The organism is Flavihumibacter petaseus NBRC 106054 (genome assembly GCF_000974785.1).
GTDB lineage: Bacteria > Bacteroidota > Bacteroidia > Chitinophagales > Chitinophagaceae > Flavihumibacter > Flavihumibacter petaseus.
In genome coordinates this window covers 1,140,969-1,162,817 of the sequence record NZ_BBWV01000002.1, presented here as the reverse complement: position 1 = coordinate 1,162,817, position 21,849 = coordinate 1,140,969, and the positions used below count along the sequence as shown (strand labels likewise).

At 49.1% G+C, this 21,849-nt stretch carries 20 protein-coding genes; 9 read left to right on the top strand and 11 right to left on the bottom strand.

Going from position 1 to position 21,849, the window contains the following annotated elements:
• From FPE01S_RS15095 to FPE01S_RS15080, 4 genes are all read right to left on the bottom strand, one after another.
• Positions 1–1,179: an acetyl-CoA C-acyltransferase gene (locus tag FPE01S_RS15095; RefSeq protein WP_046369735.1), complete on the bottom strand. Its 1,179-nt coding sequence runs from the start codon at positions 1,177–1,179 to the stop codon at positions 1–3.
• Between the two features lie 70 nt (positions 1,180–1,249).
• A complete protein-coding gene (locus FPE01S_RS15090; protein WP_046369734.1) occupies positions 1,250–1,495 on the bottom strand; it encodes a hypothetical protein in 246 nt (81 codons plus the stop codon).
• A gap of 139 nt (positions 1,496–1,634) precedes the next feature.
• Positions 1,635–3,773 (bottom strand): elongation factor G2, encoded by a 2,139-nt coding sequence (fusA2, locus tag FPE01S_RS15085; RefSeq protein ID WP_046369733.1) that lies wholly within the window; start codon positions 3,771–3,773, stop codon positions 1,635–1,637.
• Positions 3,774–3,826: 53 nt separating this feature from the next.
• Entirely contained in the window at positions 3,827–4,204 is a 378-nt protein-coding gene (locus FPE01S_RS15080; protein ID WP_046369732.1) for a hypothetical protein, read from the bottom strand.
• Positions 4,205–4,322: 118 nt separating this feature from the next.
• Here FPE01S_RS15080 and FPE01S_RS15075 point away from each other — a divergent pair, with 118 nt between their 5' ends.
• The 3 genes from FPE01S_RS15075 to FPE01S_RS24985 are packed head-to-tail and all read left to right on the top strand — an operon-like array spanning position 4,323 to position 7,352.
• Positions 4,323–5,564, top strand: a complete 1,242-nt coding sequence (locus tag FPE01S_RS15075) for an ABC transporter permease (RefSeq protein ID WP_046369731.1) — start codon at positions 4,323–4,325, stop codon at positions 5,562–5,564.
• 28 nt (positions 5,565–5,592) lie between these two features.
• The gene (gene tsaD / locus FPE01S_RS15070) at positions 5,593–6,594 is read left to right on the top strand and encodes a tRNA (adenosine(37)-N6)-threonylcarbamoyltransferase complex transferase subunit TsaD (RefSeq protein ID WP_046369730.1); all 1,002 of its coding nucleotides are present in this window, start codon (positions 5,593–5,595) and stop codon (positions 6,592–6,594) included.
• Between the two features lie 2 nt (positions 6,595–6,596).
• Entirely contained in the window at positions 6,597–7,352 is a 756-nt protein-coding gene (locus tag FPE01S_RS24985) for a tRNA1(Val) (adenine(37)-N6)-methyltransferase (protein WP_052955837.1), read from the top strand.
• Positions 7,353–7,358: 6 nt separating this feature from the next.
• Here FPE01S_RS24985 and FPE01S_RS15060 read toward each other — a convergent pair whose 3' ends face one another.
• From FPE01S_RS15060 to FPE01S_RS15050, 4 genes are all read right to left on the bottom strand, one after another.
• Positions 7,359–7,688 (bottom strand): DMT family protein, encoded by a 330-nt coding sequence (locus FPE01S_RS15060; protein ID WP_046369729.1) that lies wholly within the window; start codon positions 7,686–7,688, stop codon positions 7,359–7,361.
• 99 nt (positions 7,689–7,787) lie between these two features.
• On the bottom strand, positions 7,788–7,940 hold the full coding sequence (locus FPE01S_RS25905) for a hypothetical protein (RefSeq protein ID WP_157474043.1): 153 nt from the start codon (positions 7,938–7,940) through the stop codon (positions 7,788–7,790).
• A gap of 2 nt (positions 7,941–7,942) precedes the next feature.
• Positions 7,943–8,206 (bottom strand): hypothetical protein, encoded by a 264-nt coding sequence (locus FPE01S_RS15055; protein WP_046369728.1) that lies wholly within the window; start codon positions 8,204–8,206, stop codon positions 7,943–7,945.
• 210 nt (positions 8,207–8,416) lie between these two features.
• The gene (locus FPE01S_RS15050; RefSeq protein ID WP_046369727.1) at positions 8,417–8,779 is read right to left on the bottom strand and encodes a LytTR family DNA-binding domain-containing protein; all 363 of its coding nucleotides are present in this window, start codon (positions 8,777–8,779) and stop codon (positions 8,417–8,419) included.
• Positions 8,780–9,163: 384 nt separating this feature from the next.
• Between FPE01S_RS15050 and FPE01S_RS24980 the strand changes: the two genes are divergently transcribed.
• Positions 9,164–9,733: a cupredoxin domain-containing protein gene (locus FPE01S_RS24980; protein WP_157474042.1), complete on the top strand. Its 570-nt coding sequence runs from the start codon at positions 9,164–9,166 to the stop codon at positions 9,731–9,733.
• A 174-nt stretch (positions 9,734–9,907) separates the two neighbouring features.
• Here FPE01S_RS24980 and smc read toward each other — a convergent pair whose 3' ends face one another.
• Positions 9,908–13,426 (bottom strand): chromosome segregation protein SMC, encoded by a 3,519-nt coding sequence (smc, locus tag FPE01S_RS15040; protein ID WP_046369726.1) that lies wholly within the window; start codon positions 13,424–13,426, stop codon positions 9,908–9,910.
• A 331-nt stretch (positions 13,427–13,757) separates the two neighbouring features.
• Here smc and FPE01S_RS15035 point away from each other — a divergent pair, with 331 nt between their 5' ends.
• The 5 genes from FPE01S_RS15035 to FPE01S_RS15015 are packed head-to-tail and all read left to right on the top strand — an operon-like array spanning position 13,758 to position 18,892.
• A complete protein-coding gene (locus FPE01S_RS15035; protein WP_046369725.1) occupies positions 13,758–14,774 on the top strand; it encodes a threonine aldolase family protein in 1,017 nt (338 codons plus the stop codon).
• A gap of 33 nt (positions 14,775–14,807) precedes the next feature.
• A complete protein-coding gene (pgi, locus tag FPE01S_RS15030) occupies positions 14,808–16,460 on the top strand; it encodes a glucose-6-phosphate isomerase (RefSeq protein WP_046369724.1) in 1,653 nt (550 codons plus the stop codon).
• A gap of 46 nt (positions 16,461–16,506) precedes the next feature.
• A complete protein-coding gene (gene accD / locus FPE01S_RS15025; protein WP_083990269.1) occupies positions 16,507–17,421 on the top strand; it encodes an acetyl-CoA carboxylase, carboxyltransferase subunit beta in 915 nt (304 codons plus the stop codon).
• Positions 17,422–17,431: 10 nt separating this feature from the next.
• On the top strand, positions 17,432–17,866 hold the full coding sequence (gene smpB, locus FPE01S_RS15020; protein ID WP_046369723.1) for an SsrA-binding protein SmpB: 435 nt from the start codon (positions 17,432–17,434) through the stop codon (positions 17,864–17,866).
• A gap of 48 nt (positions 17,867–17,914) precedes the next feature.
• Positions 17,915–18,892, top strand: coding sequence for a hypothetical protein (locus FPE01S_RS15015; protein ID WP_046369722.1), 978 nt, complete (start codon positions 17,915–17,917; stop codon positions 18,890–18,892).
• Between the two features lie 47 nt (positions 18,893–18,939).
• On the opposite strand, the gene FPE01S_RS15010 is transcribed toward FPE01S_RS15015, so the two are convergent.
• Positions 18,940–21,450 carry a DNA gyrase/topoisomerase IV subunit A gene (locus FPE01S_RS15010; RefSeq protein ID WP_046369721.1) on the bottom strand — a complete coding sequence of 837 codons (2,511 nt, stop codon included), beginning with the start codon at positions 21,448–21,450 and terminating at the stop codon, positions 18,940–18,942.
• Between the two features lie 15 nt (positions 21,451–21,465).
• Entirely contained in the window at positions 21,466–21,849 is a 384-nt protein-coding gene (gene gloA2, locus FPE01S_RS15005) for an SMU1112c/YaeR family gloxylase I-like metalloprotein (RefSeq protein ID WP_046369720.1), read from the bottom strand.

Here is a 21,849-nt window from a genome sequence, read left to right as displayed (position 1 = left end):
TCACAGGTTTTTGATGACCATGGCCGATGCGCCACCCCCCCCGTTGCAGATGCCGGCAGCACCGTAACGGGCATTGTTGGACTTCAGCACATTGATCAGCGTAACGATAATTCTTGCGCCGCTTGCACCCAGTGGATGGCCAAGCGACACTGCACCACCATGCATATTCACTTTTGCCGGATCCAGGTGCATCCTGCGGGTATTTTCGATACCAACTACCGAGAAGGCTTCATTCAATTCCCAACAGTCGATATCCTTCATGGTCAGCCCGGCTTTCCCGACGGCTTTGGGAACAGCGATTGCCGGCGTGGTGGTGAACCATTCTGGTGCCTGTTCGGCATCAGCATAGCCAATTACGGCGGCGATGGGCGTTATGCCAAGCTGAGTTGCCCTTTCTTTGCTCATCAGTACCACGGCTGCGGCACCATCATTCATGGTGGATGCATTGGCGGCTGTAACTGTCCCTTCTTTCTGAAAGGCAGGTTTCAGTGACGGGATCTTATCAAATTTGACATTCCAGGGTTCTTCATCCTTTTCGATCAACAGGGTCTCACCGTTTCTTTGCACTACCGGAACAGGCACAATCTCAGCGGTAAACAGTCCTTTCTCCCAGGCAGCCTGGCTCCGTTGGTAACTTTCAATGGCAAATTTGTCCTGTTCCTCCCGGGAGATGCCACAGGTGGACGCGCAAAGTTCTGCAGCATTACCCATGGCTTTGCCATCATATACATCAGTGAGGCCATCTTTAGCCAGGCCATCTATGAGCGTAGCATTTCCATATTTGTTTCCCCAGCGGAGCTGATCCGCATAAAAAGGAACATTACTCATACTTTCCATGCCTCCGGCAACCACGATATCAGCATCACCCAGCAGAATGCTCTGAACGCCCTGTGCAATGGCTTTCATGCCGCTTGCGCAGACTTTATTCACCGTGGTACAGGTAACATTATCGGGTAAACCGGCGAAGCGGGCGACCTGGCGGGCAGGTGCCTGGCCCAGGTTGGCCTGGATAACGGCGCCCATCAGCAGCTCATTTACCTGGTCAGGCGCAATGCCTGCTTTGGCCAATGCACCTTTTACGGCGATTGCACCCAGTTGCGTAGCGGAAAATGATTTGAGATTACCCCCGAAACTACCGATCGGGGTGCGTACGGCTGAAACGATATATACTTCTTTCATATGGAAACTTCGTCAGCCAAAGGTAAGTGGTTCGATAAAAACAAAGGGCCCTGTTCAGAGCCCTTTGTTTTTAGTTGTTTACCGGGGAAAAGTGAAACCCGACTTCACATAAAATGAATTCGTTGGCAACAACGTTAAATAAGGTTTGTTGCATGTGCTTCTGGTAACGCTGGCTGGTTTCGGGAAGATGCTCAACCAGCTTCCAGTTGCGGATTTTCAGGACGGCCATTTTACTTGTGTCAGCAAGATGATCCTGCAGCAAAAAAAACTTTTCGGCAATATGTGCCTGATCGTTGAAATAGAGCTGTTGGTTCATAGGGTGGGACAATTTTCAGTTGGGGTCATTTACGGATTAAAAACGGATCATCAAAAAAACGGGCAAACTTATTCAAAATTGTGTCCGTTTATCGAAACGAATTTAATCCCCTGAAAATCATCTCACTATATGTTATTGCTCAAGCTTCTTCCAGTACAGCCTGCTTATTATACTCTTCTGTAAGTTTTTTCTGCAGTTCAAACGGAACCGGTGCATAAAGTGAGAACTCCATGCGGAATTTGGCGCGTCCCTGGGTGATGGAGCGCAGCGAAGAAGCATATTCATGCATTTCTGCCAGCGGAACTTTCGCCTGGATCCTGGTAAAGTGAGCTTCTGATTCCATGCCTTCCACAATGGCGCGACGCGTTTGCAGATCGCCCATTACAGAACCGGTTAAATCATCCGGGCACATCACTTCAAGCTGGTAAATGGGTTCCAGCAGCAAAGGATCCGCATTCCGGAAAGCCTGCCGGAATGCCTGAAGGCCTGCCAGTTTAAAGGAAATATCATTGGAGTCTACAGGATGCATTTTTCCGTCAAATACCGACACCCGGATATCACGTACATAACTGCCGGTCAGTGGCCCTTCCTGCATTTTTTCCAGCACTCCTTTCAATATGGAGGGCAGGAAACGCGTGTCGATGGCCCCACCGACAATGCAATTGTAATAGATCAGTTTACCGCCCCAGGGGAGCTCGTGGGTTTCTCTCCCCCTGACTGTCAGCCCGCCGGGCTCAGGCATGCCATCGAACCAGGGCTCAATCCGCATGTGTACTTCCCCGAACTGTCCGGCTCCGCCGGATTGTTTCTTGTGGCGATATTGTGCGTCGGCAGACTTCCGGATCGTTTCACGGTAGGCGATACGCGGACGGGCAAAGCGGATCTCCACCTTACCTACATGCTCAATCTTCCACTTGATCACCGCAAGGTGCATATCGCCCTGACAATGCAAGAGGGTCTGCCTGAGTTCCGGGGAGATCTCCACCCGAACGGTTGCGTCTTCTTCTACCAGCTGGTGAAGGGCCTGCGACAGCTTTTCATCTTCACCCTTATTCACCGGCTCTATCGCTACACTCATATTCGGTGGCGGAAATACGATGGGTTCCAGCTCCAATGCAGCACCGCGGTCATGAAGCGTATTGTTCACATGAGTATTCCGGAGTTTCAGCGTGGCGCCGATATCTCCCGCAGTGAGCTCATTTACATTCATCCGGCGGTTGCCTTCCACAGCAAACAGCTGCGACAGCTTTTCGCTCACCTGGGTGTTTTCATTCTCCAGTTCCATACCCGATTTTATCGTTCCGGAATAGACTTTGAAAAAAGATAATTCTCCCACATGCGGTTCTGAAACTGTCTTGTACACAAAAATACAGGGCGGACCTTCTGAACGGCAGGGAAGGTCCTTGCCGCTCCGGGTGCGCTGTGGCGGCATTTCATTGGCGCTGGGGCAAACATTGTCAATGAATCCCATCAGGCGCCCGCTGCCCATATTCCGTTCAGCGCTCAGGCAGAATAAAGGGAACAGGTCATGGTTGATCATCGCTTTTTTCATGCCATCCTTCATTTCATCCTCATCCAGCTCTCCCTTGTCGAAATACTTTTCCATCAGCGATTCATCATTGCTGGCAATTGCCTCCACCAGTTCCTTGTGCAAAAAATCAGCCCTGGCCCTTTCTGAATCAGGAATGGGCTTTTTCTCCGGTTTGCCACCGGTATCAAGGAATTTGTACATGGTCATGCGCAGCAGGTCGATGATCTCGTGAAAACCTTCGCCCTGCTGTACAGGATACTGCACGAGCACCACTTTTGACCCGAAATGTTCTTTCGCCTGTTGTACCGTTTTATCGAAATCAGCTTTTTCGTGATCGAGCTGGTTGACGGCAAAGATCATCGGCGTTCTGAACTGTTCGGTGTATCGCCAGGTGATGTCAGTTCCCACTTCTACCCCCATGGCGGCATTGAGCAGCATGACACCGGTGTCGGCAACGCGAAGTGCGGAGATTACTTCGCCGACAAAATCGTCATAACCGGGCGTATCTATCAGGTTGATCTTGTATCCGCGCCAACGGGCATGCATCAACGTGGAAAAGATGGAATTACCACGTTCCTGTTCGAGCTCATGGTAATCACTTACAGTGTTGCGGGCAGCGACGGATCCCCGGCGCTGGATAATGCCTGCTTCAAAGAGCATGCATTCCGCTAAAGAGGTCTTGCCCGATCCGGCATGACCGAGCAAGACAATATTTTTAACATGATTGGTATCAAATTCGGCAGGCATCGCAATTCATTTAAGGGTGAGAAAAACAACATGTTGATGTCAGGAGAATGACATCACTGCAGTACTGTTGCGAAATGCTTGAATTCGGTCTGAACGTTTTTTAAGTGGTGCTGCAGGTTTTCATACTGGTCGTGCAGTTCTTCATGTGCCGACCAGGTAGCGTCGCTTACCTGTCCATTACGGTTAATTTCCCAGCTGGCGATCTGTTCGTGTTCACGGATAGCGTGTTTGAGGTCGTGAATGTTGATCAGCTGGATGTAAAACTGATTCTGCAGATGTTCGAGGTCCTGGAGTGATTTCTGATCTTGAAGGTTGAGTGAAAGTAGTTGAAGTTTTTCTTTGAGCGAGGTGAACTGGCTTCTTTGATCACGGAGGGTGTTTCTCCAGGTAGAACACTCTCCATTCAACTGGCTGATGTCTGTAGTAACCATTGGAATTTATTTTTGGTGAGTAAATATCTTCCTAAGGGTTCCAGGGGGTGGATTGTGCACTTCTAATGTAAGACTGTTTTTTGGGAAAAACATACAAAAAACGGGCTACATTTGAAATATGCGCAGAACCCTGGAAATTTTAGGAACAGGTCTCAAAATGGCACTTGGAGAGTTCAGATCCAATAAGTTGCGAACCTTCCTGTCATTGTTCGGAATCACCATCGGCATCTTTTGTATTATCGGCGTACTGGCTACCGTCAACAGCCTCGAAGAGAATGTTCAGAAAGACATTAAAGCCCTGGGAAGCAATACCATTTTTATTGATAAATGGGATTACAGTGGCCAGATCCCCTACTGGAAATTACTGAACAGGCCGGTTCCCAAAATTGAAGAATTGCCCCTGTTGCGGAAAACGGTACCAGAAGCAGCCAACATCGCCTTTGCCCTGCAAAGACAGGATCCCGTGGAAATGGAAGATCAGAAACTGGATAATGTGCGGGTATACGGAATTACGGAAGACTTCTCCAATATTCAGAATATTGAAGTGATCGATGGCCGCTATTTTCAGCAGACCGATTTTGATTATGCCGCCAATTCAGTGGTGATGGGTTATAAAGTAGCAGAAGAGTTATTCGGCAAACCGGAGAAGGCGGTGGGCCGGAAAATAGTCATTTACAAGAAGATTGCCAACGTAGTGGGACTGGTAAAAAAACAGGGCAGCAGCATCATCGGCGGCTGGGAGTTTGACAACTGTATCCTGCTGCCATATGGTTTTATGAAGGGACTGGTCAAAGAAGAATGGTCACAGCCGGTACTGATGTTGCAGGGCAGGGAGCATATTCCGATGGCGGCACTGCGTGATGAAACTGCCGGCGCCATGCGATCCATCAGGAAACTGAAACCCCGGCAGGCTGATAATTTTTCCCTGAATGATATTGATGCCTTCGGTGAGTTTGCTGCAGGTATATTCAGTGGCATTAATATGGGCGGATTTTTTATTGCCGTACTCTCACTCCTCGTGGGCATGTTCGGTGTGGCCAATATTATGTTTGTTACCGTGCGGGAAAGGACCAGCCAGATCGGCCTCAAGAAGGCGATCGGTGCCAAAAGGATGACCATCCTGATGGAGTTCCTGATGGAATCGGCTTTTCTCTGTATCATGGGAGGTCTGATGGGACTTTTGCTGGTATTCCTGCTGACGCTGGCAATTTCCAGCCAGATGGGTTTTCCAATCACTATTTCATTTGGCATTATGGCCAAGGCCATCGGCATCTGCATTTTTGTCGGAATACTGGCCGGAATCATACCGGCATCCATAGCCGCAAAAATGGATCCTGTTGTAGCTATCCGCAGCAACTAGGTTTGTTCACCATTGCCTAATTTTGCGCATGCCGTTACTTCTAGCCATCGAGTCTTCCTGCGATGAAACAGCAGCATCTGTGTGCAGGGATGGAAAGATCCTTTCCAATATCATTGCCTCACAAAAGGTTCATGAGGCCTATGGCGGTGTGGTTCCCGAACTGGCCAGCCGGGCACACATGCAGCATATTGTACCGGTTGTAGACCAGGCCTTGCAGGTGGCCGGCGTTACCGCAAAGGAACTTGATGCGATTGCCTTTACCCAGGCTCCCGGGCTGATCGGGGCGCTTTTTGTGGGCGCCCAGTTTGCCAGGTCCATGGCCCTGGCGTTGAATATTCCCCTGATCGCCGTGCACCATATGCAGGCCCACGTGATGGCAAACCTGATTGAAACGCCGGCACCGGAATTTCCATTTCTGTGCCTGACTGTCAGTGGCGGACACACCCAGATCGTTCTTTGCCATTCTCCCCAACACCTGGAAGTGATCGGTGAAACGATTGATGATGCTGCGGGCGAAGCATTTGACAAAACGGCCAAGATCATCGGGCTTCCCTACCCTGGCGGGCCGCTGATCGACAAATACGGCCGGTCGGGTAATCCGCGCCGTTTCAGGTTCCCGGAACCCCAGATCCCCGGGCTTGATTTCAGTTTCTCCGGGCTAAAAACCGCTATTCTTTATTTCATCCAGGAAAATACCAAAAACGATCCCGGCTTCGTGGAATCGAATCTTGCTGATATCTGTGCATCTGTGCAGGAAAGGATCGTGAGCATACTGATGAATAAGCTGAAAAAAGCCAGCCTGGAAACCGGTATCCGGGAGGTCTGCCTGGCCGGTGGTGTTTCGGCCAACAGCGCCTTAAGAAATACTTTATCGGAAACCGGAAAACAAATGGGTTGGAATACCTACTACCCTGCTCCCGAATATTGCACTGACAACGCTGCCATGATCGCCCTGACGGCCTATTACAAATACCTTGCGCAACAATTCAGTCCGCTGGATACCGTCCCCACCGCGCGGGCAAACTGGTAGTTATGGCACAGGTGGAATTTCATTTCCGGCAATTCAGTATCAGGCAGGAAAAAAGCCTGCTGAAAGTATGTACGGATGCCTGTGTATTCGGAGCGTGGACAGTTGACCAGCTGAAACAAGAAGGAACTTTTCATCCTGTTGCCGGACTGGATATCGGTACGGGAACAGGATTGTTATCCCTTCAACTGGTTCAGGAACTGCAGGTGCAGATGGACGCAATTGAGATCGACCAGGGTTCAGCGGAAGAAGCAGCAGAAAATTTCGACAGCAGTTTATGGCGGGAACAACTGCGGGTGTATCACCAGGATGCCCGGACTTTCGTGCCGGACAGGCAATACCAGTTAATGGTTTCTAATCCGCCGTTTTTCGACGACGATCTGTTGCCGAAACATGCCGGTCGCCGGATGGCCAAACACGAATCGGGTATGGGATTGGAATGGCTGCTGGCTGCCTGCAGTCAATGGCTGGAAACTGGTGGTTATCTCAGCCTGCTGCTCCCTGCAGACCGAAATACCAGCGCTGTCGAACTGGCTGGTAAGGAAGGATTGACGCTTCACCGGATGGCATGGCTCAAACAAACGGGACAGCATGCTCCTTTCCGGTGTTTATTGCTCTTCCGGAAAGGAATCGTTGCCACCGTTATGCCTGAAGCGGAAACCATCGTTATCCGGGAAAATGGTTTTTATTCTGATCGATTTGATGCGTTGATGGCGCCCTTCTATTTACCGTTATACCATGAGCGTTTCCGGAAAAAGTAACCCCGTTCATTTTCTGAACATAAAATAAACGGCTCCCAGCAGCAGGGAAAAACTGATCAGGTAATTCCACCGGAAAGGTTCTTTCAGGTAGAGCACAGCAAAAAGGGAAAAGACAACCAGGGTGACCACCTCCTGGATCATTTTCAGCTGGAAACCCGAGAATCCGCTCGCATACCCGATGCGGTTAGCCGGAACCATCAGGCAATATTCAAAGAAGGCGATCAGCCAGCTCACCAGGATTGCTTTCCAGAGTGGCACATCGTTGTGGCGAAGATGTCCGTACCAGGCGATGGTCATGAAAATATTGGAAGCGAGCAGTAGGAAGATGGTGCGCATATCGGTAATTGAGGGTCAAATGTAGCTATTCGAACGAATCAGTTTACTTATAAGAAATCCCCGCATAAGACTACGCGGGGATTTTTCAGTTATACTTGATTACCCGTTTTTTCGCCGGGAAACATTCTGCTGGAAGTTCTTGCGGGCATCCAGCTGTGCGGGTGTCCAGGTACGGCCACGGTGTTTGGGTCCGTTGGCCGTTATTGATTTGCGGCCGCGCCGGGACAGCGGCCTATTGATGGAATTCGCCATACTTATTGAATTTTAAATTGATTAATGGCGCAGGTTTTCATCCATAGCAATTCCCGCAGCACCGCTTTACGCTGGAACTGCGCATACTGCAGGAGGAGGTTGGTGGAAATTGCCGTGAATGTCGCAGCAAAAATGTTGCGCCTGGATGTACTTCGCCGGAGAAAGCTGGGCAGGGTCACACCTCCCGCCAAACTATGTGACTGCTCCACTGCGATAGTTCCTGTCAGGCGCTCATTCGCTTCGAATGCGCACGATGATTTGAACACTATAACTTTATAAAAATATTTTCACAATTCCAATAGGGCACAAAAAGGTCCCTGAAACACAGACCGGAAGCGGGTTTGGCCAATCCTGCAGGGACTTTAAATATCAACTGAACCCGGTGTCGTAAAAATGCAGGCAAAGAAGTGCTGCAAAATCCTTTTCGATTTTCCGTTTTTATCCGTTCAATTTTCGTTTTTTCAACCCGGATCCGATCAACTTTCAGCTTCATCCTCCAGATCCAGCGGCGGTCCGATGATCTCGAGGTGCTTTGCCAGCTGTGGAAGATATTTGCGGTTGAAGGGAACTTCCACTTCTTTTTCCCCGGCAAGAATTACCTGTTCACCCGTAATCGTGTCAAGCCTGTCAACCAGGATGGCATGAGAGCGATGGATTTGAACAATACCTTTTTCTTCTAATTTTTCCAGCACGGATTTGAAAGTGGCACGTACGGTATGTACCCCCTTTTCGGTGTGGATCCGCGTGTAATTGTCGGAAGCTTCAAGGAAGAGAATGTCCGCACAGTTAATGCGCCGGAGCAGGCCATCCCTCCGGTAAAAAAAGCAGGATTGATTCATATCGATCAAGTTTAAACGGGAGATTTAAATCGTTACCAACCACCACCCGACCTACACCCGACCTACAGCGGTCCCCGTGCAAACCCACCCCTTTGCTGGGGTACCGCTGTACCACCGCTGTAGGTTTGCTGCGGGTGGGGTAACGCACGGATGCCGGTCAAAAGGCTTTTCAAACAACATTCACCCCAGCGGTTAAGCAGGTTCACCCCAACGGTTAAGCAGGTTCGCCCCAAAGTTCAAAAAACAGCAAACGCAGTTTTTACTTTTGAATTCCTGTTGTCGCGGCATGGTCACACATTGCCGGGTGGTGTGACCCCGGCAAACTTCCTGCCGCAAACGATGGAAGAAATTAAACAAAATTCATTACATGAAAAACGATTTAAAATGAGTAAGATTACAGACAACCTGCTTGTCAAAATGGCAAGAGGAAAAATGGGAAACCAGTTTATGTACAAGAAAAGAGGCAATGATACCATCATTGCCAGGCTACCGACCCGCAACAAAAATGCGCCTGTCTCACCCCGGCAAGCGGCGGAACGTGAACTTTTCAGTGAGGCGTCCGCCTATGCCAGTGCGGCCGTCAATAACCCCGAGTTGAAAGCCGAGTATGACAAAATGATTGCCCACAACAACAACGCCTACAACCTGGCAATCCGTGACTACCGGATGCCCCCGGTAGTGAATACTGTCAACACTTCGTTTTATACCGGACTTTCCGGCCAGGAAATCGTGGTCACTGCAATTGATGATTTCCGGGTGGCGACAGTACATGTAGGTATTTATGCTGTTTCGGGTGAGCTCCTGGAAGAGGGCGACGCTATTCTCCATTACATCAACCGGCTGAAGTGGACCTACACCACCCGGGTACCGAATCCTGCGCTTGCCGGAACTGTAATCCGCGCAGTAGCGAAGGACATACCGGGAAATGAGGGAAAGCTGGAGGTGACAATTTAAAAACGGCATAAAAGAAAACCGTCCCGCCAGGCGGGACGGTTTCTCTTGTGATAACAAGAATTGCAACCTCTTCGTATAAAGGTAGTGGGCAGTAAAATAGAAGACAACCGTAAATGTACGGCGTAAAAAAAGCACCGCCATTCGGCAGTGCTTTTATAATGGTGGACGGTTACACTAATTTAAGTTCCGGAAGTCTACGGGTACCAGTTTACTTACACCGGCTTCCTGCATGGTTACACCGTAGATAGCATCAACGGCACCCATGGTCATTTTGTTGTGCGTAACGATAATAAATTGGCTCTCTTCACTGAAACGGCGGATCATGTTGGTGAATTTTCCGACGTTGGCATCATCCAGGGGGGCGTCTACTTCATCAAGTATACAAAAAGGAGCCGGTTTTATCAAATAAATCGCGAACAAAAGTGCTGTGGCCGTTAAGGTTTTTTCTCCACCACTCAACTGCGTGATAGAAGACGGCCGTTTACCCTTGGGTTTGGCGATAATATCGATACCTGTTTCAGCGAGGTTTTCCGGGTTTTCCAGGATCAGGTCGCATTGGTCTTCTTCCGTAAACAGGGCCTTGAATACCTTGATGAAGTTTTCCTTCACCTGGTTGAAAGTATCGAGGAATTTCTGGTTGGCTGTGCTTTCCACCTCTGCGATAGTCTGCAGCAGGCTGTCTTTCGCCGTTACGAGGTCATTTTTTTGTTCGAGGATAAACTCGTAACGTTTTTTCATTTCCGTGAAAGCTTCGATGGCCGTAGGGTTGACCTCACCCAGGTTCTCCAGCCTTTTCTTCATCCGGTCACTTTTCTCCTGCAACTCTTCTACGGGTGTATCCGTTTTGCGGGACTGATCCAGGATATCATCGAGGTTGATGCGAAACTCTACCTGGAGCCTTTCCTTCATACCGGCCAGTTGCAGTTTCAGCTCATTCAGGCGGTCCTTGATCGCACCAAGCAACTGCTCCAGTTGTTCTCTTTCTTTGGATTTGTGCCTGAGTTCGGACTCTTTCTCATTGAGTTGATTCCTGATGTTGTAATAGGCCTGGTCGGCAGCATTCAGGATCTTTTCATCTTCCTCTTTTTTACGGAGCAGTTCAACCAGCCCGTTTTCTGCTGTCGTCAGCAGGTCTGCGCTTTCAGTAATGCTTTCCACCGTCTGCTTCAGTTGGGCCTGGCTGTTCTCTACCTGGTTGGCGAGTTCCCGGAGCTGGTTGGATTTGAAGGTCAGTTCCTGTTTAAGGGAGTTGATCCGGCTTTGCTGGCGGGTGAGGGAAAGATTGAATTCGTTATAGCGGGCATTGGCAGTGTTGTATTCCTGCTCTGCTGTTTTATAAGCCTGCTCCTGTTCCAGGAGTTTAGATCCGGTTTCAGCAATAAGCTCCATCAGTTGTTGAAGTTCCTGGCGGGTGCCGGCAATGCCTCCCTGTGTGGTTTGCAATTGCTGCTGCAGGTCTTCCAGGCGGTTACGGCCTGTCGATTGCTGCGCATGGAGGTTTTCAATTTTATTCTGCAGGGCAAAAAGCTGGTTGCTGAGTTGATTGATATCCTGCTGGCCCTGGCGGATAGCCTGCTCCTTCAATTGTTCATTGAAGCTGATCACTTCATTATGTTTCTGCTGGATGGCAGCCCTGAGATTATTCACAACTGTTTCCTGCAGGTCAATGGCTTCTTTCAGTTTCTCCAGGTTCTTGGCCCTTCCGATCTTTTTTCCTTCAAAGAGGCCAACGCTGCCACCGGTCAGGAAATGCTTTCCCTTTACGTATTTCCCGGATTTCTCCAATACAACGGCGCCGTTGCTGTTCTCGAGTGCCTGTTCGTCTTCCGCGATATAAACATTGCCCAGCAGATGTTCTGCGAGGAACCGGTAGGGCTCATCCACTTCAATTACAGAAAGTGCCGGTACGGTTCCTTCCGGTTGAGATCCTGCATGCCGGGCGCCATCAAACTTGTCCAGCAGGAAGAAATTCGCCTTCCCTTTTTTATTGGCATCAAGCAGGTGAACTGCCTGTAACCCTTCCTGGAGGTTATTCACCACATAATAGTTCAGGTAGGGTTCCAGTACATTCTCGAGCGCGGCACGGTAATTCTCCTTTACGTAGATAATATCGGAAAGAATTGGTGCATGATGATTCCAGGCAGGGTTCTTATGAAGGAATTTGATGCTTTCCGGATAACCTTCCATGGAATCAATGAGGCTTTTCAGCAGGTCATATTCGTTCTTCCGGGCATCCAGTTTCCGGCTTTCTTCTGCGAGTTCCTGCCGCAATACTTCCATTTCCTGCTGGCTTGCCAGGATCTGCTCTTTGGTCCGGTCATGGTGCTCCTGCAACTGTTGAAGATCACGCTGGCGGGTAGATAATTCTTCGTCCTTTCCCGTACGGTCTTCTTCCAGTTGTTTCAACTGGCTGCCACGCACTTCGCGTTCTTCTTCCAGTTGCTGGATGGTGCGCTGCAGGTTCTGGATGGAGGTATCTGCAACAGCTACTTTTTTCTCGGCCTCAAACTGGCTGCGCTGAATCTGGAGATTTTCACTGCGAACAGCATCCAGTGCAGTACGCTGTTCGTCGAAAACCTGGCGATTCTGGGTCACGCTCTCCTTATACTCATCCAGCTGGTTTTCGAAATGCTCCAGTTTACCTTCTTCCTCGTTTACCTGCTGAGTGGTAAATGCGATACTTTCTTCAAGGCCTTTGGCTTGTCCCTCACTTTTTTCGAGGAACTCACGCAGGCTCCCTTCCTTTTCCTGCAGGAAATTCAGGCGCTGCGCAGCAAGGTTCTTATCATTTTCACGGCTTCTCAGCAATTGCAGCAGGTCATTGAATTCATGCTGCATGGACTGGAGCGCTCTCTCTTTTTCAATAAACCCTACTTTCTCCTGCTCGATGGCTGCTTCTTCCTGGGCGATCTGCGCTTCGAGATGAATTTTACGGTCTGTTTCCGCCTGGGTCTGTTCGTTCAGTTCGCGGTAGGTCAGGTTAAACCCTTCAAGGGAGGCGATGGCGAGTTCAATGGACAACTCTTTGTAGTCCTTTTTGATCTCGTAGTATTTCTCCGCTTTTTTAGCCTGGTTTTCGAGGCTTTTCAGCTGGTTATTGATCTCAAACAGCAGGTCTTCGATACGGGCAAGATCCTGTTCAGTCAGGTCAAGTTTCTGGCGGGCTTCTTTCTTCCGCGTTTTATAAATGGAGATTCCTGCAGCCTGCTCCAGCATCCGGCGACGACTGTTATCCTTATCCTTGATCAGGTCGTCCACCATTCCCAGTTCGATGATGCTGTAACTGTCTGTACTGACACCGGTATCCATGAACAGGTTCTGGATATCCTTCAGCCGGCAGTTGACATCATTGAGGCGGTATTCACTTTCTCCGCTTTTGTAGAATTTGCGGGTGATGGTCACCGTATTGAACTCGGTCGGAAGCAGGTTTTTGGTGTTTTCAAAGGTGAGGCTTACTTCGGCCAATCCGCTGGCAGAACGTGACCTTGAACCATTAAAAACGAGGCTTTCGAGGTTTTCCGACCGCAGCTGACTGATCTTCTGTTCCCCGATCACCCAGCGGATGCTATCGATGATATTGCTCTTGCCACAGCCGTTGGGGCCAACAATGCCAGTGATATTCTGATCAAAATGCACCACCGTTTTGTCGGCGAAGCTCTTGAAGCCTTTGATTTCTAAACTCTTTAATCGCACTATGTCCAGTTTTTGGAGGGAAGCAAATATAGCCGTTTGACTTATAAAAGATAAGCCGCTATCTGAATTACAGGATTTTAGTTCCACACGAATTATGCACAGCAAAGTGTTATGTACCCTACATAATTGATAATAAATAGATTAACCAGATAATAGCATAAATATAAATCAATTAAAGCAGCATAATACTAATTATCAATATATAGTGCTGATAACTGTGTAGGATCTTCAGCCGGAATGATCTTGTGAAGTCATGGGTATTTATAGTGTTTTTAAAACCGTATAAAATACCTCTACGGCTGGTGTCATATTCTCCCCCTATATTTGAAATATGCGCGTAGAACTCCGTTCCGATACTTTTACCCGGCCAACTCCGGCCATGAAAGATGCCATGTGGCACGCCCCGGTGGGGGATGATGTTTTCAGGGAAGATCCCTCCGTTAACCTCCTGGAAGAAATGGCTGCCGCGCTGTTTGGCCGCGAAGCAGCGATTTATTCCCCTTCCGGTACCATGAGCAACCAGATCGGCATCAAAGTGCATACCAGACCTGGAGACGAAGTCATTTGTGAGCAGCAGGCCCATGTTTACATTTATGAGGGCGGAGGCATTGCTTTTAACAGCGGCTCCCAGGTCAGGGCGCTTACCGGCGACAGGGGCAGGATCACGGCCCACCAGGTGGCCGCCGCCATCAATCCTGACGATGTGCACAAAGCCCGGACTTCCCTGGTTTGCCTGGAGAATACCAGTAACCGTGGCGGAGGAAGCTGTTATGACTGGGACGAAATGATGGCCATCCGGAAAGTATGTGAGGAGAACCAGCTCCGGCTTCATCTTGACGGGGCCAGGCTGTTCAATGCCCTGGTGGCGACTGGTCAGGAAGCGCGACAATACGGAAGGTTGTTTCATAGTATTTCCATCTGCCTCAACAAAGGCCTCGGATGTCCCATGGGCAGCCTGCTGATCGGGGACAGCGACTACATCCGGCAGGCCCGGAGGATCAGGAAGGTATTCGGAGGCGGCATGCGTCAGGCGGGGTATATGGCTGCAGCGGGGATCTATGCCCTGGAACACAACATCGAACGGCTCGCTACCGACCATGCACATGCGAAGGCGATCGGTGCAGCACTGAGCCGGAAGCCATTTACCGGCAGGATGCTTCCGGTAGAAACCAACATCGTCATCTTTGAAGTACTCCCTCCTTACACGCCCGTTGATTTCGTGGAAAAGATGAAGGCTTCAGAAATTTTTTGCACGGCTATTTCTGCGACGCAAGTCAGGATGGTTACACATCTTGATGTAACTGACAATATGGTCGACAAAACGATAGCATGCATTGCTGCCCTGTAATGCCTATTTTTATAGCAGCAAGCAATCAATACTATGTTACCAACGATCAATCCCACGTCTACGGCCGCATGGCGCGCCCTGCAACAACACTACCAGACGGCACATACATTATCGATAAGCGAGCTGTTTACGGCCAATCCTGAACGCTTCAGCGAGTTCTCCCGGCAGCATGGCGACCTGCTGGTGGATATGTCGAAGAATATCGTCACTGCTGAAACCTGGAATTTATTACTGGACCTCGCCCGGGAAGTAAACCTTCCTGAAGCTATCCAGGCAATGTTCAAGGGCGATCCCATTAACCAGACAGAAGGCCGTGCCGTACTACATACTGCGTTGCGCAACTTTTCCGGCGCACCGGTAATGGCAGAGGGTACCGATGTAATGCCTGGCGTCAGGGCGGTGCAGGATCAAATGAAACAATTTGCTTCCCGCATTCACAGCGGTGAATGGAAAGGTTATACAGGCAAACCGATCCGCTATATCGTTAACATCGGTATCGGCGGCAGCGACCTTGGACCATTGATGGTGACGGAGGCCCTTAAACCTTACTGGCAACCCAACATCCAGCCTTATTTTGTGTCGAATGTAGATGGCACCCATATCGCTGAGACCCTGAAAAAAGTAAACCCGGAAGAAACACTGTTTCTCATCGCATCCAAAACCTTTACGACGCAGGAAACCATGACCAATGCCCATACTGCCAGGGATTGGTTCCTCAAAGCTGCGGGGAATGAAAAATTCGTTGCCGGCCATTTTGTAGCCCTTTCCACAAACGAGAAAGAGGTGGTTAAATTCGGGATCGACAAGGAAAACATGTTCGTATTCTGGGATTGGGTTGGCGGCCGTTATTCGCTCTGGAGCGCCATCGGGCTCAGCATCGTGCTGACGATCGGATACGACAATTTTGAAGCATTGCTCAAGGGAGCTTTCGATTTGGATCAGCATTTCCGGAATTCGGAGCTGAATCAGAATATACCTGTTCTTCTTGCCCTGACTGGTCTCTGGTACACCAATTTTTTCGGCACACAAACGGAAGCCATTCTCCCCTACGACCAGTATCTCCATCGCTTTGCTGCTTATTTCCAGCAGGGCAATATGGAGAGCAACGGTAAATCGGTTGATCGTGCCGGTAACCCGCTTCAATATAGCAGCGGACCCATTATCTGGGGCGAACCGGGTACCAACGGGCAGCACGCTTTTTATCAACTGATCCACCAGGGCACGCCGGTCATTCCCTGTGATTTTATCGCTCCTGCCATCAGCCACAACCCTATCGGCGACCATCATATGAAACTGCTCAGCAACTTCTTCGCCCAGACGGAGGCACTGATGAATGGCAAGTCTGCAGACGAAGCCCGGGCGGAACTCGTTAAAGCGGGAACCGCTGCTGAAGCAGTTGAAAAACTTGTCCCTTTCAAGGTTTTCACCGGCAACAGGCCTACGAATTCCATACTGGTAAAATCCATCACGCCATTCACCCTCGGGCAGCTGATTGCTTTATATGAACATAAGATCTTCGTTCAGGGTGTCATATGGAATATTTTCAGTTTTGATCAGTGGGGCGTTGAACTGGGCAAACAACTGGCCAACAAGATCCTGCCGGAACTGAAAGGTGACGAAGCCATTACCGGGCATGACGGGTCGACCAATGGCCTGATCAATGCCTACAAAAGAATGCGCACCTAAGGTTTTCCTCAGGTTTCTTATCTTAGCCGCCAAAACAAAAGGGCTCATGGCACAACACGAGGAAGATTTTGATGCAAACCTGGCAGGTGAAGAGGGACCGACGGAAGAGACTAAGACCAGCTGGTTCAAGCGTATCAAAAAGGGTATCCTTACCAGCACTGCAGAGAAAAAAGAAACCCCTGAGGGCTTATGGACCAAATGCCCTGAATGCAACTTTATATGCACGATGAATGAACTGCGGGAACACCTTTTTGTGTGTCCCAAATGCAATTATCATCACCGTATCGGAAGCACGGAATACTTTGACATATTGTTTGATGAAGATGGATTTGAAGTGATGTTTGAGAACATCCGTTCCAAGGATTTCCTGCATTTTACAGACCTGAAATCTTACGAGAAGCGGCTGAAGGAAATCTGGAGTAAAACCGACATAACCGACAGTATCCGGATCGCAAGAGGAAAAATGCACGGCCAGGGTATCGTGATTGCCTGTATGGATTTTGAATTCATCGGCGGTTCGCTTGGTTCAGTTATGGGTGAAAGGATCGCAAGGGCAGCAGATTACTGTCTTGAACACCAGCTACCGTTAATGATCATTTGCAAATCGGGAGGCGCCCGGATGATGGAGTCGGCATTCTCACTGATGCAGCTCGCCAAAGTGTCCGGAAAACTTTCACAACTGACTGACGCCAAAATACCCTATATCTCTTTCCTTACGGATCCCTCCTTTGGCGGGATATCTGCTTCCTTCGGGATGCTGGGTGATCTCAATATTGCCGAACCGGGTGCGCTCATTGGTTTTGCCGGTCCCCGTGTGATCAAGGAAACGATCAAACGCGATCTTCCTGAAGGATTTCAACGCAGCGAATTTTTACTTGAACACGGGTTCCTCGATTTCATTGTAGACCGGAAGAACCTGAAGGAAAGGCTAAGCACACTGCTACTGCTTTTCAAACAATAAACCTTTTTCATTGGAACTGAGGAACAGATCAGCCTTTCACGATTACTATTTTGAAACGACCTATATCGCAGGCATGGTTCTGGTCGGTACGGAAGTCAAATCCATCCGCACCGGCAAGGTCAGCTTCAATGATGCTTATTGCCTGTTTGAAAAAGGTGAGTTATACGTAAAAAATCTGCATATTTCGGAATACGCATATGGCACTACCCAGAAACATGCACCCAGCCAGGAACGGAAACTGCTATTGCACAAAAAGGAATTACGCAAGCTCGAATCCAAGATCAAAGAAAAGGGGTACACCATCATTCCGTTAAAGATCTTTTTCACAGAAAAGAATATTGCAAAACTGGAAATCGGTCTTGGGAAGGGGAAAAAGGTACACGACAAGCGTGATTCAATTAAGAAAAGAGAAGTGGAGCGCGACATTAAACGGTATCTGAAATAAATTATTGTATCCTTGCATTCCATAAGGTATTTTGCTTAATTTTCGAACATGCATCGTATAATTCTGATATCCTTGTTGATCATTTCCCTTCATGCAGGGGCCCAAACCATGGGAGGAAGCTGGTATGGTAAAGCTGATGTAGTGCTGGATGGCACCTTCAACAACTACCTTACCGAATTGGTTATCAAGCAAAAAGGCAACCAGGTAGAGGGCATTTTCGGTTATTATTTCCGTAATGGATACCAGAGCTTTTACGTAAAAGGCACTTACGATCCGAAAACACGCCAGGTAAGTATCCCAAATATTCCTGTAGTTTTTTACAAGGCCAATTCAATCGATGGCGTCACCTGCAACATGAGTTTTGAAGGAACTTTACGAGTTTCCAAGATTGGCTCCTTTGTACGCGGGTCATTGATGTCTGACGGCTCTTATAAATATACCTGTCCCGAACTGCGCGTGTTGTTCTCACTGGATTCCCTGATGGAAAAAGATTCCCTGATCAATGAAGGGCTTGCCAAAAAACTCTGGCAACCATCTGTTGAGGATATTGTGGTGGAAGATGACAAAGACGGCCCGGTGATCAAAAATGCCGTTACTTCTGCCGGACTGTCCCGCCCTTCTGTTAATACGCCGAAGATGGACCTCAGTTCGCTGACTGCCAGGTTCAAGCAACGTCAAAGTGTTATTACCAACGAACTTACTGTTGCTGCGGATTCAATTCGGATCAGCTTTTACGATAACGGTGATATCGACGGCGACAGCATTTCGGTGTTCCTGAACGGCAACCCGGTACTGGAAAAACAGATGATCTCTGCAAAAGCCACCACGATATATGTGAAGCTGGATCCCACCAGGGAATTCAACGATGTTTCCATGTTTGCCGAGAACCTCGGTCGTATACCACCCAATACCGCCCTCATGGTGGTATACGATGGAGATACCCCGCAGGAAGTATTCCTGACCAGTAACTATTCTCAGAATGGTTCTGTAAGGATCAGAAGAAAACCAAAAAGCGGGACCAAATAACTGGTTACCCGCTTTCCGATAATCGATATTAAATATGAATCAGGGCGTCAGAAGAGTTTCTTCTGCACGCCTTCTTCTTTTGGCTCCCATTCCATTTCAGTGCTCTTGCTGAAGTCGGCCAGCTTATTACCAACGGCCTTCCAGCCCATCACTTCCACAAAATCGCCCAGTTTGATCTTCTGCGTACGCGCCTGTGCCCCGCGGCCTGTATGCAACAGTAATACCGGTTTGGGGTCGGTAGTAACCAGCTCCAGGCGGTTGTTGTTTCCTTCCTTGATGAAAAGGAATTTGTTTTGCAGCGTGGACGTCTCGATAACGAAGCGCTTCACATTATACTGAAGTTTGTCGTTGTCGAGATAAACTGCAGTGATCACCTTTTCCGGGTTGAATTTCTCCAGCAAAAGGATCTTTTCCGGATCGAACCGCTGGGTCATTTCAAGGTCGGTCAGTTCGTAGTTGCCGTCGTTATAGAAAACCACCAGCTTTTCCGTACCATCGAAGCTTCCCAGGTAGCTCCCCTTTTCTTCGGTATTCAACCTGCCAAAACGATCATCGAACCACAACTTGATCGCACTGAGCGTTGATTTTCCCGCTTCTTTGAAACGGACCGTTTTGACCGGGTATTTGGATACCTGGTTGCCTATCGCTGACCTTCCCTTGATCTCCAGTTCTTCGAAATAGAAGTCAAACTGCTTGATACGCGCCGGGCAATTCGGGCTGAGTATGATCGTTACCGCTTCGGCTTCACCGTTGGGATTGGCGGTGAAATAGTGAACTTTGCTCTTATCATTTCCCTTGGTCAGATCATATTCCTTGTCGCGGGTAATACCCGTCACATTGAATCGTTTAGCAAAGCTGGTTCCGCTGGCACCATCAACATAGATCATGTTGTACGTAGTGCGTTCGTCGTTCTTCTGGAAAATGGCCACATGCAGGATCTCCTTGCCGATATAGACCTTCTCTCCCACCCGCACCACTTTCATCAGTCCCCGCCTGGTAAAAACGATGATATCGTCCAGGTCGGAACACTCAAAAACCAGTTCGTCTTTCTTCAGTCCGGTACCGATAAATCCGTCCGTCCGGTTTACATACAATTTGGTATTCGCGATGGCTACCTGTTTGGCCTGTATTGCCTCAAATGGCCTGATCTCGGTTTTTCTTTCCCGGCCCTTGCCGAATTTTTTCAGCAGGTTCTCATAATAGGCTATCGCATATTCGGTCAGATGTTCGAGGTCATGTTTCACCTGTTTGATCTCCCCCTCGAGTCCTTTGATCTGGTTGTTCAGTTCGTCGATATCAAGGCGGTAGATTCTGCGGACAGGCTTCTCCGTGAGCTTGAGAATATCTTCACGGGTGATTTCCCGTTTCAGCTTCTTTTTGAAGGGGGTGAAGGCCTTGTCGATTGATTCGATCACCTTGTCCCAGGTCTCATGCTTCTTTTCGAGCTCCTTATAGATTTTCTCTTCAAAGAAGATCTTTTCCAGTGAAGTATAGTGCCACTTCTCCTGCAGTTCGGCAAGCCTGATCTCCAGTTCCCGTCTCAGCAACTCGCGGGTGTTGTCGGCAGAAACCGAAAGCAGCTCATGAACACTGAGAAATCTTGGTTTCTGGTCTACGATCACACAGGCATTGGGGGAAATGCTGACCTCACAATCTGTAAAGGCATAAAGCGCGTCTGTTGTAATATCGGGAGAAATGCCCGGCGCCAGGTCGACCTGGATCTCTACTTCAGCCGCAGTATTGTCCGTAACCTTTTTGATTTTGATCTTACCCTGGTCATTTGCCTTGATAATGGAATCAATGAGGCCGGAAGTGGTCACCCCATAGGGCACATTGCGGATGACCAGTGTCTTCTTGTCCAATTCTTCGATTAGGGCCCGCACCCGCACTTTCCCACCACGTTTCCCTTCATTATAGCCACCAACGTCGATCATGCCGCCTGTCTGAAAATCAGGAAATATTTCAAACTTTCTTCCTTTGAGGTATTTGATGGAAGCGTCGATCAGTTCACAAAAGTTATGGGGCAGGATTTTGGTGCTCAGCCCCACAGCAATACCCTCTGCCCCCTGTGCGAGCAACAGCGGAAATTTCATGGGCAAAGCGATCGGCTCGTTTTTACGGCCGTCGTAACTCAGCTGCCATTCCGTGGTTTTGCTGTTGAAAGCAACTTCCAGGGCAAACTTGCTTAGGCGGGCTTCAATATAACGCGGGGCGGCAGCATCATCTCCCGTGCGCACATCACCCCAGTTTCCCTGGGTTTCGATCAGCAGGTCTTTCTGCCCCATATTAACCAGCGCTTCCCCGATACTTGCGTCACCATGCGGGTGATATTGCATGCTCTGCCCGATGATATTGGCCACCTTGTTGAAACGCCCGTCATCCATTTCCTTCATGGAATGCAGGATGCGTCGCTGCACTGGTTTGAGGCCATCTTCAATGGCCGGTACCGCCCTTTCCAGAATCACATAGGAAGCATAGTCGAGGAACCAGGATTTGTATTGCCCGGTCACGCCGCCATCTCCTATGGGTAAATTGTCATTCGATTTTCCTTTCGACATTATCCTAAGTCTGATTTAAATTTCATACAATTCAAGTGGCAATCCATCCGGATCGCTGAAGAAACAAAACCGTTTGCCGGTGTGAGGATCTGTTCTGATCGCTTCCATGTTCACGCCTTTTCCTGCTAGCCTGCATACTTCAACATCAATATCACTGACAGCGAATGCAAGGTGCCGCAATCCCTGTGCTTCAGGGCGGCTAGGCCGGGCCGGCGCTTCCGGAAAGGAAAAGAGCTCGATTATGTACTGGCCATTCAGTGAGAGATCAAGTTTGTAGGATTGCCTTTCCTCCCGGTACACCTCCCGGACAATTTCCAGTCCGAGTACACGGGTATAAAATTCTTTGCTCCGGTTATAATCTCCGGCAATGATGGCGATATGGTGAATAGCTGACAACAT